This is a genomic window from Amycolatopsis sp. H20-H5, from assembly GCF_035828755.1.
Classification (GTDB): Bacteria; Actinomycetota; Actinomycetes; order Mycobacteriales; family Pseudonocardiaceae; genus Amycolatopsis.
Genome location: NZ_JAYMZS010000052.1, coordinates 1 through 11,697, shown reverse-complemented (window position 1 = coordinate 11,697; position 11,697 = coordinate 1). Strand labels below are relative to the sequence as shown.

Genomic DNA, 11,697 nt, shown 5'->3' with positions numbered 1-11,697 from the left:
GCTCCAGGGCATCAGCCCGGAGCCGCTACCGACGAGAGGAGTCGACCGTGTCCATCGAAGACGGACGCCATGGCGACCACGGCAAGATCCACATCACTATCGACGGACGCCCCTTCACTGTGGAAGGCCACCGCCACACCGCGGCGGAGTTGCTGGGCCTTGCCGGTCTGCCTGCGGCGGGCTATGACCTGACGCGCGTCGGCGACCGTGGCCATGTGGAGACCTTCCGGGACAACCAGGAGATCGACATCAAGAACGGCGACGTGTTCGTCAGCGTCAACCAGCAGGGCACAGTGGCGTGACCCTCAACGTCACCCCCGTGACCGGCGTCGAGGCTTTCGTGGCCGCGCTCGGGGCCTTCGACGTCGGTCCCGTGGTGGAGTCGGGCTTGGTGCTCTACATCGTGGTGCCGGTCTCGGGCGCGCTCGCGGGCAAGGCCGTACGCACCGGGGTCCTGCTGGACGAGGTCGCGCCCTGGCCCACGGCGCCGCCGCATTGGATCCACTTGCCCGGGGAGATCACGTTCTCGGCGACGAACATAAGCGCCTCGCCCAAGCCGGGCTGGCGGTCGCATTCCCGTGAGATCAAATGTTGGGGTACGGCCCCGTCGCTAGCGGCGGCGTGGCTCGCCCATGTCCGCGGTGTCCTGGGCGGTGCACAGTGATCAGGAAGTCGGTGGCGATGACCACCGACCTCGACGCGCGGGGCGCCGAACACCTGCTCCGGGCCGACGGCCAGGAGGAGGTCTGCCTGGCCTTGTACCGGCCTTCAACTGGTTCTCGCCGCACCACCGCCCTTCTTGCTGGCCTGGTGCTTCCTCTGCCTGGTGAGCGAACGGTGCACGGCACCGCGTCGTTCCAGGGCAGCTACGTCGTCAGAGCGGCTAGCTTGGCCGCCGCGAACGACCTCGGCGTCGCTCTGCTCCACTCCCATCCGGGCGGCATCGGCTGGCAGGGGATGAGCCGGGTTGACCGCGACACAGAGCGGTCTTACGCCCACGTCGCGGAGATCATCACCGGGCAGCCGCTCATCGGTATGACGCTGGCGGGCGACCGGACCTGGTCGGCAAGGACATGGGACCCCGACCGGGGGCACCGCGACGCGGAGAGCGTCCGCGTCGTCGGCCCCGGGTTCCGAATCCATTGGAACAACGTGGTCCGGCCTGCACCCGTCGTCACCAACTCGCAGGTGCGGACTGTCTCGGCCTGGGGCGAGGCCATTCAGCGCGACCTGGCGCGGCTTAGGATCCTCGTCGTCGGAGCCGGCACGGTCGGGCTCGACCTCGCTATCCGCTTGGCGCAGGCCGGCGTCCAGAACGTCGCCGTGATGGACTTTGACACGGTCGAGGAGGTCAATCTCGACCGTCTCGTCACGGCGACCCGGCTGGACGCTCGCCTGTTCCGCGGCAAGGTGTACGTGGCGCGGCGAGCCCTGCGCGCGGCGACGACCACCGCCATACCCGAGATCGAGAGCTTCGACCTCAGCGTGTGCGAGCCCGACGGTGAGCAGCTCGCGCTGGACTACGACATCATCTTTAGCTGCGTCGACCGCCCATGGCCGAGAGCGGTCCTCAACCAGCTCGCCTACAGCGACCTGATCCCGGTAATCGACGGTGGCCTGGCGATCACCCCGTTCGCCGACCACGGCATGCGCAACGCGACGTGGCGGACCCACGTGATCAGCCCCGGCCGGCCTTGCCTGATGTGCAACGGCCAGATCGACGGCGCCCAGGTCGCCCGCGACCGCGCCGGGCTCTTCGACGACGACGCCTATATCAAGCGCGCCGGTCTCGACGCGCCCGCACGCGAGAACGTCTCCCTGCTGGCCCCCTCGGTCACCGCGTCCATGCTCAGCCAATTCGTCAGCCTTGTGGTGGCTCCGGGAGGCCTCAGCGCACCGAGTCCTCTGCGCTACTCGCTTGCAACTCATACCCTTGAGCACCTCCAGGTCGAGTCCCGGGCCGGGTGCATGTATGAGCCGATGACTGGAGCTGGCGACATGCGAGCCAAGCTCACCAAAGCGCACGCTGCAGCTGAAGCGTCCCGCCTTGCCCGGGCGGCCAACGCACGTCGCCCATTTGTCCGTCTGGGCCGATCTGCGCAGAACATCCTTCAGCGAGCTTCCGCTGCCCTCCAGCAGACGTCGCCCTGACCGGCGCCCTCTCCCCCTCGGCCGCTACCGAACGTCGGGATCGACGCCGGCGGCGGTTGGGCTCTTTGCGCCGTGCTGGTGCGCATGGTCGGAGGTGTTAACGATGCCCGCCGGGATCCTTGGCGTCGAGGCACCGACGTCGATTTCGGACGGATTCGCCGCGGCCACGGGCCGCCGCGTCACCAAGCCCCTCCATCCCGCCGTTAGATCGACGTGCGTCCGGGGCATGCGGTTCGATCGACTTGGTATAGAACAGCTCAATGACCGGGTTGTCAGTGGACTACGCAGCGTTGGTACAGGGCTCAGAAGTGCCACTGCCCGACGCGGATCTTGGTCGGAGACTGCTCGATGCGGTAGCAGAGCGCTACGAGCGCGAGTGGTCGAACTGCTCACTAGTCCTGTTCGAACAGGCCGGAGCCACCTACTTATTCGACCTGGCCAGCGCCGTAGGTGCGGCGCAGGAGGATCGGACCGTGGCCGCGTGGGCGATCACACCATCTGCCGTCGGCAGCCGTGATGCCTCTTACCAGCGTGGATTTCCGCTGCCACCGGACCCTGACGGCACCCCAGTGGACCGAGGACATCTGATCCCACATCTGTCCGGCGGAGAGTTCGGCCCCAACATCTTCCGACAGCATCGAGCCCTGAACCGAGGCTGGTCAGAGCAGGGCAAGCGGTTCCGTGCCCTGGAACGTGAAGCTGCCGCCGTGCCCGGCACGTTCTACTTCGGTCATCTCCTCTACGAGGACGACACCGCATATCCCGCAGAGATCGAGAGCGGACTACTTCGTGGCACCGAACTGCACATAGAGCGATTCCGCAACCGGTTTCCATCGAGCTGATCTAGCCGAACGCGCGTGCCTGACGGTGGCCCCTAATCGTGTTGTTCACCCGGAGCGACCCCGCCGGAGGACTGGCCTGAAGATCCTGACCCTGCTGAAGATCAAAGCGAGGCGCACACAGGGCTATGCACGTGCCGCTCGTCTCCTAACGTGACGCTCGCGGCGAGCCGCACCAGGCCGGATCACGCACTCAGCGCTTGGACCAAGTCCATAACGAATAGACAAATATCGCAGGCGCCTGTCCAAAAGCCCGGGAGTTCGGGTTGTGAAACGTTGTGGAGCTGAGGGGAATCGAACCCCTGACCTTCTCGATGCGAACGAGACGCGCTACCAACTGCGCTACAGCCCCTTAGTGCTCGATGAGCTTATCAGGGCTCATCGAGCACCAATGCCGGGGGGTCACTCGCCAACGGCACGGCGGAAGCTCCTGGTCCCGGGCTCGTCGAGCTCGTGGAACGCGGGGTCTTCGTCGTCGAGGTCGACGACCACGGCGTGCCTGCGGACGCGGGACATCGGCGAGGGTTTGCGCTCGACGATCTCGCGACGTTCGGCGGCGACGACCTGGATGTCCTCGATCGGCTCGTCCTCGATGACCGCGCGGCTGGGCTCGTAAGCGGACTCGTGGGCGGGCCGGGTGTTGTAGCGGGCGAGGCGGCGCTGGCGGATCTCCTCCTCGATGCGCACCTGGCGGCGCAGGTACGCGAGGTAGCCGACGAGCACGGCGTCGGCCAGTGCGTTGGCCCACCACACGATCGGGAACAGGAAGCCGGCCACCGCGGCCGTCGCGACGGCGACGACGAGCAGGGCGACCACCACTCGCTGGCGGAACGCGTACTTGGCGCGGGCCGCGATCTCGGCGGCCTCGGGGTCGAACCCGCCGCGGCCTGGCCGGTAGCCGTGGTGCCGGCGTTCGGTCTCGGCGCGTTCCCGGCGCGTAGGCTGGGGCAGGGGCTCGGGTTCGAGCTCCTCCTCCAGGTCCTCGTCCAGTTCGGCCTCGAGTTCGGCCAGGTCGTCCTCTACCGACGGCTCTTCGGACATGGCGAAATTCTCCCGTCCCTCGCTGCGTGTGCTCCCGCTGCGCACCACACGGGCGGCGAGCGCCGAGTCGGCCGTCCTCGCGACCTGCTGGCGCTTGCGCGCGACCATGGGCACGAGAACGACGAGCCATGCCGCGGCGAGCGCGACGATGATCACCGAACTGGGCATCTCCCGTCACCTCCCCCGATCCTTCGCTGTTGTCACGCTAGCCACAACAGTCACACACGCGCCGCAGACTCGCCGACCTTATTCGCGGAAATACGTCACCAAATTAGGTGAAACTCACGGCATGTGGTAACGCGATTACGGCCCTGAGACGGTCACCCTCGGGTGCCGGCGGGCGGTCTCAGGCGTACTCGGCGCGCCCGGCGGCGATCAGCCGGGCGACCAGGCCACGGCCGGTTTCTTCCTGGGTCATCGCGAAACAGAAGTGGTCGCGCCAGGCCCCGTCGACGTCGAGGTAGCGCTCGAACAGGCCCTCCTGCCGGAACCCCGCCTTGGTGAGAACCCGCAGGCTGGGGGTGTTTTCCGGACGAACCGTCGCCTCCAGCCGGTGCAGCCCGGCGGCGCCGAACGCGTGATCGGCGACCAGCGCGACCGCGGCCGTCGCCACCCCGCCGCGGACGAAGTCCGTCGAAACCCAGTAGCCGATCCAGGCCGAGCGGAGTGACGCACGGATGACGTTACCCACAGTGATCTGGCCCGCAAATTTTCCCTCGACCGTGATCGTGAACGGGAGGCACTGGCCGCGCCTGGCGAGCGCTCGCAGCGCCGCCCACTGCGACGGCCAGGACCAGAACGCGTTGCGGTCGGGCCAGGGGCCGACGCCGGTCGGCTCCCACATCTCCAGATGGGCCCGGTCGCGAAGGCGGATCCGGCTCCAGTCGCCGGCGTCGCGCAGCCGCACCGGACGGACCGAAACCACCCCGGCCGGGACCCGCAGCGAGCCGGGCTTGCCGGGCCAGCCCGGATGCCTGCTCTCGAGCTGCATGGAAATCCCGGACACCGAACTCATCCGTCCCCGCTACGCCCGCTGCGCCAGGAAAGTCACCTTGACCTGCTCGCCCGCGGCCACCTCGGTGAGATCCTCGTCGACGTTGACCAGGCAGTTCGCCTCGGCCAGCGACGCGAGCAAATGCGCGCCGGACGTGCCGAGCGGCTGCACCAGGTACTCGCCGTTGGCCTCGTCACGCAGCAGCTGGCCGCGCAGGAAGCCCTTGCGGCCCTTCGTCGAGGTGATCGGCGAAAGCAGCTTCGCGCTGACGATCCGCCGATGCGGGTTGCGGGTGCCCCTTGCCGCACGGATCAGTGGCCTGACCAGCACCTCGAACACCACGAGCGCGCTCATCGGGTTGCCGGGGATGAGGAAGGTCGGCACCGAGTCCGGGCCGAGGCGCCCGAAGCCCTGGACCGAGCCGGGGTGCATCGCGACGCGGGTCATGTCGATCCGGCCGAGGTCGGACAGCGCGGCGTGCACCTCGTCGCCCGAACCGCCGCCCGCGCCACCGGCGACCACGACGATCTCCGACATCAGGAGCCGTCCCTCGACGATCTCCCGCAGCCGCTTCGGCTCGCTCGACACGATGCCGACGCGGCTGACCTCGGCGCCCGCGTCGCGTGCGGCCGCTGACAGCGCGTAGGAGTTTACGTCGTAGACCTGCCCGATCGAGGGCGTCCGGTCGATGTCGACCAGCTCGTCGCCCACGGACACGATCGACACCCGCGGCCGCGGGTAGACCAGCACCTTCGCGCGGCCGACCGCGGCCAGGAGGCCGACCTGAGCCGACCCGATCGTGTCCCCTTTCCGGACCGCGACATCGCCGATCTGGACGTCTTCGCCCGCGCGGCGCACGTACCCGGCCGACGGCACCGAGCGGTGCACGGTGACCTTGGCCTGGTGCCCGTCGGTGTAGCCGGTCGGCACCACGGCGTCCGCGAGCGTCGGCAGGGGCGCGCCGGTCTCGACCCGGACGGCCTGGCCGGGCTGCAGCCGCCGCGGCTGGCGCGAACCGGCGGCGATCTCGCCGACCACCGGCAGCTGCACGGCCTCCTGCCCGGCGGTGTGGACGTCGACGCTGCGCACCGCGTAGCCGTCGACCGCCGCCTGGTCGAACCCGGGCAGCGCGTGCTCGGCGACGACCTCCTCGGCGCACAGCAGGCCCTGGGCCTCGGAGATGGCGACCCGGACCGGCCTCGGGCGCACGGCGGCGTCCAGGGTCAGCGCGATCTGGGCGTCGACCGAGCGGAAGTCGCCGCCTGCTTCGTCGTCGGTGGGCACCAGGGTCATCTCCGGGCCGGACCCGGCGTCGATGGAGTCCGTCATGGGCGTTCGGTCCCGATCCGCTCGATCAACCAGTCTCGTAGAGCCGGCCCGTACTCGGGCGTCTCCAGCGCGAAGTCCACCGCGGCCTTCAGGAAGCCACCCGGGTTGCCGAGGTCGTGCCTGCCGCCGCGGTGCACGACGATGTGCACCGGGTGCCCCTCCTCGATCAGCAGCGCGACGGCGTCGGTGAGCTGCAGCTCGCCGCCGGAGCCGGGGGTGATCCGCCGCAGCGCGTCGAAGATCGCGCGGTCGAGCAGGTAGCGGCCCGCCGCGGCGTACGTCGACGGCGCGTCCTCGGGCTTCGGCTTCTCCACCATGCCGTGGACCCGCTTGACGTCCGGGTCGTCGGTGTCGGAGACGTCGAACACGCCGTAGGGCGAGATCTGGGCCTTGGGGATGTCGAACGCGCAGAGCACGCTGCCGCCGTACTGCGCGCGCACGGCGGACATCGTGTCGAGGGCCCCGGCGGGCAGCACGAGGTCGTCCGGCAGCAGGACCGCGACGGCCTCGTCCTCGTCGGTCAGGTTCGGCTCGGCCTGCGCGACGGCGTGTCCCAGCCCGAGCGCTTCCTTTTGGATCGCGACTTCGACCTGCAGGAGCGCGGGCGCGCGGCGCACTTTCTCCAGCAGCTCGATCTTGCCCTTCTCCTCGAGGCGCCGCTCGAGCTCGGGCTGCGGTTCGAAGTACTTGACCACCGATTCCTTGCCCGGTGAGGTGACGATCACCAGTCGGGTCGCGCCGGCCTGTGCGGCCTCGGCCGCGACCAGCTCGATCCCTGGTGTGTCGACCACCGGGAGCAGCTCCTTGGGGACCGCTTTGGTGGTCGGCAGGAATCGGGTGCCGAGGCCTGCGGCCGGCACGATGGCGGTTCTGAACGTGTGGGTGGTTGCGGCGCCCGTCATGGGCGCAAAGCCTAACCTGGTCGCATGCACGGGCCGGGCAATGAGCACCTGAGCAAGCCGGAGTGGCGCGCACTGCTCCTGCGCGAGCGGTCCGCGGTGAGCGCCGGGCAGCACGCCGCCGACGCCGCCGCGCTCGCCGCCGCGGCCGCCGAACTGGTCGGGAAGACGTCCCCCGCGACGGTGTGCGCGTACGTGCCGTTCGGGTCCGAACCCGGCTCATCGTCCCTGCTAGAAGCCCTACAGGAGGCCGGAGCGCGGGTGCTGCTGCCGGTGATCCCGCCGGTGCCGGGACCGCTCGACTGGGCGGAGTACGCCGGTCCGGACACGCTCGTCCCGGGGCGGCTGCGCGGGGTGCGCGAGCCCGCGGGCCCACGACTGGGTTCACCCACCCTGGGTGAGGCCGGGCTGGTGCTGGTGCCCGCGCTCGCGGTGGACAGGCGCGGGACGAGGCTGGGCCGCGGCGCCGGGTTCTACGACCGCTCGCTGGTCCATCTCTCACCCGATGCGGACCTGCTGGCCGTCGTGCGGGATCCTGAACTGGTCGAACGACTGCCCGGCGAACCCCATGACGTGCGGGTCTCCGGTGCCCTCACCCCCGGCCTCGGCGTGGTCCGCTGGGCAGTGTGAGCAACCGGGGTTTGCGCTGGGGGAATGCCGTCAAGCACAATTGGTGTTAGCACTCAGATAGCGAGAGTGCCAGCGCACGAAGGAGCAAGCAGTGCCCACCTACCAGTACGCCTGCAAGGAATGCGACCACCGCTTCGAAGCCGTGCAGTCGTTCTCCGACGCGAGCCTGACCGTTTGCCCGCAGTGCTCCGGTGTGCTGCGCAAGGTCTTCAGCTCGGTCGGGGTGGTTTTCAAGGGCAGCGGCTTCTACCGCACCGACTCCCGCGAGTCCTCGAACAAGGCCGCCGCCGCCGCGACCACCGCCGCCCCGGCCAAGAGCGAGACCGCGAAATCGGACTCGTCCTCCTCGTCGGCCACGGCGAAGTCGGATTCGAGCAGCTCGGGCAGTTCCAGCAGCAGCTCGAGCACGAGCTCGGCATCATCCTCCCCTGGTACGACAAAAACCGCCGCGGCCTCTTCCTGACGGCTCAGGTTGTCCACATCCCCCCACTTGTCCACAGGTGGGGGGATCAGTGCTTCCAGGGGCCACGCCGGCGGCCCTAACGTCGATCAGGCGAGGACGGACCCGTACCTCGCCGGGATCGGACGAGGGGGAACACCCATGGACGCCGTGGCGCCGCTCAAGACCGCTCTGCTGAGACTGCACGGCCGCCCCAGCCGCCTGCTGCGGCGCTGGCTGGCCGCCGCACTCCTGCTCACCGGCGGCGCACTCCTGCTCCGGCCCACGCCCGCCCGTGGTGCCCCCGCGACAGCCACGGTGGTGTCGGCGCGCGACCTGCCCGCGGGCACCGTGCTGCACGCGCCGGACGTCAAGCTGGTCGACCTGCCGGACGCCGTGCGGCCGCAGGGCTCGACCGGAGCTGTCGAGGCGTTCGAAGGCCGTCTCCTCGCCGGGGCCGCCCGCGCGGGCGAGCCGCTCACCGACGTCCGGCTGGTCGGCCCGGGTATCCCTGGGCCGGGTGATCCGGGGACGGCGACGCTGCCCGTCCGGCTGGCGGACCCCGGGGTCGCGGACCTGCTGCGGCCCGGTCAGCGGGTGGACGTCGTGGCCGCCGGGGAAGCCGGGCACGGGAAGTCCGTGCTGGCCAGCATGGCCGTGGTGGTCACCGCGAAACGGCCGGACCCCGGCGGGCGAGCCGGGCCGGGCGGGCCGGACAAAGGGCCACTGGTGCTGCTCGCGCTACCCACGGACGTCGCGGCGCAAGTGGCCGCGACTTCGCTGGAACGACCGGTAACCGTTACTCTCCGCTAGCCCGGCCTGCCACGGTGGGCGCGGTCCCCCCGGAGAACGGGGTGGTGGACGAACCGCCCCCGGCTAAAGGAGTTCGAGTGCTCAAGGGATTCAAAGACTTTCTGATGCGCGGCAACGTCGTCGACCTGGCGGTCGCGGTGGTCATCGGCGCGGCGTTCACCACGATCGTCACCGCCTTCACCAACGGCCTGGTCAAGCCGCTGATCAGCGCGATCGGCGGTTCGGACGCGGCGCAGGGCCTCGGTTTCCGCATCCTCGGCGCGAACCAGGCGACGTTCATGGACTTCGGTGGCGTGATCAACGCCGCGATCAACTTCGTGATCGTGGCGGCCGTGGTCTACTTCGCGATCGTGCTGCCGGTCAAGCACGTGCAGGAGCGGCGCAAGCGCGGCGAAGAGGCGGGCCCGGCCGAGCCGACCGACGTCGAGCTGCTCATCGAGATCCGCGACCTGCTGCGCGCCCAGCAGGGCAACCGCGGCTAGCGATCGTGGTGGGGCGGCCGGTTCTCCAGGTACCAGGAGTCCGAGTCCGGCGTGCGGGGCTCCGGCTCCCGCTCGTCGGAGGTGGTTTCGGGCAGCACGTCACCGAAGACCTCGTCGACCCGGCGGCGGCTCGGCCGCTCGGGCTGGGTGCTCTTGTCGTCTGCGCCTGGCATGGACCCATCGTCCCACCAGCGCGCGGGGCCGGGTCCGGGCGGCCTGGCCCGGCCCGTCCGCAGGGGCCGCTCAGACCTCGTCGAGGCCGGAGAGCTCGTCGATCACGTGCGGGACGAGGGAGGAGAGCGTCGCCATGCCGTCGCGGACAGCGGCGCGTGAACCGGCCAGGTTGACGACCAGGGTGCTGCCGGAGACCCCGGCGAGGCCACGGGAGATCCCCGCGTCCACGGCGCCCGCCGCCAGCCCGGAGGCGCGCAGCGCCTCGCCGATGCCAGGGATGGGCCGGTCGAGCACGCCCGCCGTCGCGTCGGGGGTGCGGTCCCGCGGGGAGACCCCGGTCCCGCCGACGGTGATCACCAGGTCGGCGCCACCGATCACGGCCGTGTTGAGCGCGTTGCGGATGCCGGTCGTCTCGGCGTCGACCACCACGACGCCGTCGACGATGAACCCCGTCTCTTCGAGCAGCTCCGTGACCAAGGGGCCCGTGCTGTCCTCGTGCTCCCCGTGCGCGGTGCGATCGTCCACGATGACCACGAGAGCGCGGCCGAGCCGCTGTGCACTGCGTTCCATGAGCCCAGACTAGTCACTTCGCCGGAAGATCGACTGGAGGTGCCCGCCCGAGTTCTGACGAAACCATGACGTGCCGCCGCTCGGCCCGGCGAGGAGCCACGGACCCGCCTACGGTGAGCCAGGTGCGCGTACTGGTAACCGGAGGAGCCGGGTTCATCGGCTCCCACATCGCCGACCTGCTGGCCGACTCCGGCGACGAGGTGGTGGTGCTCGACAGCCTGCTGCCGACCGCCCACGGCTCGTCCACCCCACCGGCCTACACCGGCCGTCACCGTTTCCTGCGCGGCGACGTGACGGACACCGAGATGGTTGCCGAACTGCTCGCCGACGTCGACGTCGTGTGTCATCAGGCCGCGGTGGTCGGGCACGGCATCGACCCGTCCGACGCGCCGTCGTACGCGCTGAACAACGACTACGGCACCGCGGTGCTGCTGGCCGGGATGCACGCGGCCGGGGTGTCGAAGCTGGTGATGGCCTCGTCGATGGTCGTCTACGGCGAAGGCCGGTACTCCTGCTCCGAGCACGGCGTCGTCCCGCCGTCACCGCGGCGGCAGTCCGATGTGGACGCAGGACGGTTCGAACCCACCTGCGGCACCTGCGGGCTCGACCTGGCCTGGCAGCTGGTGCCCGAGGACGCCCCGCTGGCGCCGCGCAGCACCTACGCCGCGACCAAGCTCGCCCAGGAACACCTGGCGGGCGCGTGGGCCAGGCAGACCGGCGGCACGGTCTGGGCGATGCGCTACCACAACGTCTACGGCCCGCGGATGCCGCAGAACACGCCGTACGCGGGCGTCGCGTCGCTGTTCCGCTCGTCGCTCCTGCGCGGCGAAGCGCCGACAGTGCTGGAAGACGGCCGTCAGCAGCGGGACTTCGTGCACGTCCACGACGTGGCCGAGGCCAACGTCCTCGCGCTGCGTGCCGAAGGCCCGGCCGGGGAGATCACGCCGCTCAACATCTGTTCCGGCCAGCCGCACACCGTCGGCGAACTGGCCGAGGAGCTCGCCAGGGCGTGCGACGGCCCCGCGCCCAAGGTGCTCGGCGGCGCCCGCCCGGCCGACGTCCGGCACGTGGTCGCGGACCCCGCGCTGGCCGGACGCCTGCTCGGGTTCAAGGCCAAGACCAGCTTCGCCGACGGCATCAAGGGCTTCGCCACGGCGAAGCTCCGCGAGCCGGTCAACGTGTGACGCGCAGTACCGGCGCGAACCGCTCAGCTTGTTGTTTAACCTGTTTGGTTCGTTGCGTTTGTGGCTCTTGTGTCCGTTTTGGGGTTCTTTCCGACGTGGCATACGACAGCGCGGTGGGTGTTTCGTGAGCCTGGTGGGCGGCCTGGGCCTGG

General features: G+C 70.1%; 15 protein-coding genes and 1 tRNA gene. 9 read left to right on the top strand and 7 right to left on the bottom strand.

Annotation, left to right across the window (positions count from 1 at the left end; translation table 11 throughout):
- Nucleotides 1-47: 47 nt before the first annotated feature.
- The 4 genes from QMK34_RS25965 to QMK34_RS25950 all read left to right on the top strand — a co-directional run bounded on the left by QMK34_RS25965 (nt 48) and on the right by QMK34_RS25950 (nt 2,993).
- Entirely contained in the window at nt 48-302 is a 255-nt protein-coding gene (locus QMK34_RS25965) for a multiubiquitin domain-containing protein (protein WP_326416995.1), read from the top strand.
- Between the two features lie 17 nt (nt 303-319).
- On the top strand, nt 320-664 hold the full coding sequence (locus tag QMK34_RS25960) for a hypothetical protein (protein WP_326416993.1): 345 nt from the start codon (nt 320-322) through the stop codon (nt 662-664).
- Between the two features lie 17 nt (nt 665-681).
- Nucleotides 682-2,151 (top strand): ThiF family adenylyltransferase, encoded by a 1,470-nt coding sequence (locus tag QMK34_RS25955; protein ID WP_326416992.1) that lies wholly within the window; start codon nt 682-684, stop codon nt 2,149-2,151.
- A 260-nt stretch (nt 2,152-2,411) separates the two neighbouring features.
- The gene (locus tag QMK34_RS25950) at nt 2,412-2,993 is read left to right on the top strand and encodes a hypothetical protein (RefSeq protein ID WP_326416991.1); all 582 of its coding nucleotides are present in this window, start codon (nt 2,412-2,414) and stop codon (nt 2,991-2,993) included.
- 276 nt (nt 2,994-3,269) lie between these two features.
- Here the strand turns inward: QMK34_RS25950 and QMK34_RS25945 are convergent.
- The 5 genes from QMK34_RS25945 to QMK34_RS25925 form a co-directional block, all read right to left on the bottom strand.
- Nucleotides 3,270-3,342, bottom strand: a tRNA-Ala gene (locus QMK34_RS25945).
- A gap of 50 nt (nt 3,343-3,392) precedes the next feature.
- A complete protein-coding gene (gene sepX / locus QMK34_RS25940) occupies nt 3,393-4,199 on the bottom strand; it encodes a divisome protein SepX/GlpR (protein ID WP_326416990.1) in 807 nt (268 codons plus the stop codon).
- A 178-nt stretch (nt 4,200-4,377) separates the two neighbouring features.
- Complete coding sequence (locus QMK34_RS25935) at nt 4,378-5,046, bottom strand: GNAT family N-acetyltransferase (RefSeq protein ID WP_326416989.1); 669 nt, start codon at nt 5,044-5,046, stop codon at nt 4,378-4,380.
- 9 nt (nt 5,047-5,055) lie between these two features.
- Nucleotides 5,056-6,318, bottom strand: coding sequence for a molybdotransferase-like divisome protein Glp (glp, locus tag QMK34_RS25930; protein WP_326417042.1), 1,263 nt, complete (start codon nt 6,316-6,318; stop codon nt 5,056-5,058).
- Nucleotides 6,319-6,350: 32 nt separating this feature from the next.
- The gene (locus QMK34_RS25925) at nt 6,351-7,256 is read right to left on the bottom strand and encodes a UTP--glucose-1-phosphate uridylyltransferase (protein ID WP_326416988.1); all 906 of its coding nucleotides are present in this window, start codon (nt 7,254-7,256) and stop codon (nt 6,351-6,353) included.
- 24 nt (nt 7,257-7,280) lie between these two features.
- On the opposite strand from QMK34_RS25925, the gene QMK34_RS25920 reads away from it, so the two are divergent.
- The 4 genes from QMK34_RS25920 to mscL all read left to right on the top strand — a co-directional run bounded on the left by QMK34_RS25920 (nt 7,281) and on the right by mscL (nt 9,617).
- Complete coding sequence (locus QMK34_RS25920) at nt 7,281-7,883, top strand: 5-formyltetrahydrofolate cyclo-ligase (protein WP_326416987.1); 603 nt, start codon at nt 7,281-7,283, stop codon at nt 7,881-7,883.
- 91 nt (nt 7,884-7,974) lie between these two features.
- Nucleotides 7,975-8,346, top strand: coding sequence for an FmdB family zinc ribbon protein (locus tag QMK34_RS25915; protein ID WP_326416986.1), 372 nt, complete (start codon nt 7,975-7,977; stop codon nt 8,344-8,346).
- A 138-nt stretch (nt 8,347-8,484) separates the two neighbouring features.
- Nucleotides 8,485-9,135: an SAF domain-containing protein gene (locus tag QMK34_RS25910; RefSeq protein WP_326416985.1), complete on the top strand. Its 651-nt coding sequence runs from the start codon at nt 8,485-8,487 to the stop codon at nt 9,133-9,135.
- Nucleotides 9,136-9,212: 77 nt separating this feature from the next.
- The gene (gene mscL, locus QMK34_RS25905; RefSeq protein ID WP_326416984.1) at nt 9,213-9,617 is read left to right on the top strand and encodes a large conductance mechanosensitive channel protein MscL; all 405 of its coding nucleotides are present in this window, start codon (nt 9,213-9,215) and stop codon (nt 9,615-9,617) included.
- Here the strand turns inward: mscL and QMK34_RS25900 are convergent.
- Nucleotides 9,614-9,790 (bottom strand): hypothetical protein, encoded by a 177-nt coding sequence (locus QMK34_RS25900; protein WP_326416983.1) that lies wholly within the window; start codon nt 9,788-9,790, stop codon nt 9,614-9,616. The two genes, mscL and QMK34_RS25900, sit on opposite strands and share 4 nt — an antisense overlap.
- A gap of 70 nt (nt 9,791-9,860) precedes the next feature.
- Nucleotides 9,861-10,361 (bottom strand): MogA/MoaB family molybdenum cofactor biosynthesis protein, encoded by a 501-nt coding sequence (locus QMK34_RS25895; RefSeq protein ID WP_326416982.1) that lies wholly within the window; start codon nt 10,359-10,361, stop codon nt 9,861-9,863.
- A gap of 122 nt (nt 10,362-10,483) precedes the next feature.
- Here QMK34_RS25895 and QMK34_RS25890 point away from each other — a divergent pair, with 122 nt between their 5' ends.
- On the top strand, nt 10,484-11,545 hold the full coding sequence (locus tag QMK34_RS25890; protein ID WP_326416981.1) for an NAD-dependent epimerase/dehydratase family protein: 1,062 nt from the start codon (nt 10,484-10,486) through the stop codon (nt 11,543-11,545).
- Nucleotides 11,546-11,697: the final 152 nt, after the last annotated feature.

What these genes read in the sequence shown, in the direction of transcription:
- QMK34_RS25895 (WP_326416982.1), bottom strand. Translation starts at nt 10,361, where the DNA reads ATGGAACGCAGTGCACAGCGGCTCGGCCGCGCTCTCGTGGTCATCGTG.
- QMK34_RS25935 (WP_326416989.1), bottom strand. Translation starts at nt 5,046, where the DNA reads ATGAGTTCGGTGTCCGGGATTTCCATGCAGCTCGAGAGCAGGCATCCG.
- QMK34_RS25925 (WP_326416988.1), bottom strand. Translation starts at nt 7,256, where the DNA reads ATGACGGGCGCCGCAACCACCCACACGTTCAGAACCGCCATCGTGCCG.
- glp (WP_326417042.1), bottom strand. Translation starts at nt 6,318, where the DNA reads ATGACCCTGGTGCCCACCGACGACGAAGCAGGCGGCGACTTCCGCTCG.
- QMK34_RS25955 (WP_326416992.1), top strand. Translation starts at nt 682, where the DNA reads ATGACCACCGACCTCGACGCGCGGGGCGCCGAACACCTGCTCCGGGCC.
- QMK34_RS25920 (WP_326416987.1), top strand. Translation starts at nt 7,281, where the DNA reads ATGCACGGGCCGGGCAATGAGCACCTGAGCAAGCCGGAGTGGCGCGCA.
- QMK34_RS25950 (WP_326416991.1), top strand. Translation starts at nt 2,412, where the DNA reads ATGACCGGGTTGTCAGTGGACTACGCAGCGTTGGTACAGGGCTCAGAA.
- QMK34_RS25910 (WP_326416985.1), top strand. Translation starts at nt 8,485, where the DNA reads ATGGACGCCGTGGCGCCGCTCAAGACCGCTCTGCTGAGACTGCACGGC.
- QMK34_RS25900 (WP_326416983.1), bottom strand. Translation starts at nt 9,790, where the DNA reads ATGCCAGGCGCAGACGACAAGAGCACCCAGCCCGAGCGGCCGAGCCGC.
- sepX (WP_326416990.1), bottom strand. Translation starts at nt 4,199, where the DNA reads ATGCCCAGTTCGGTGATCATCGTCGCGCTCGCCGCGGCATGGCTCGTC.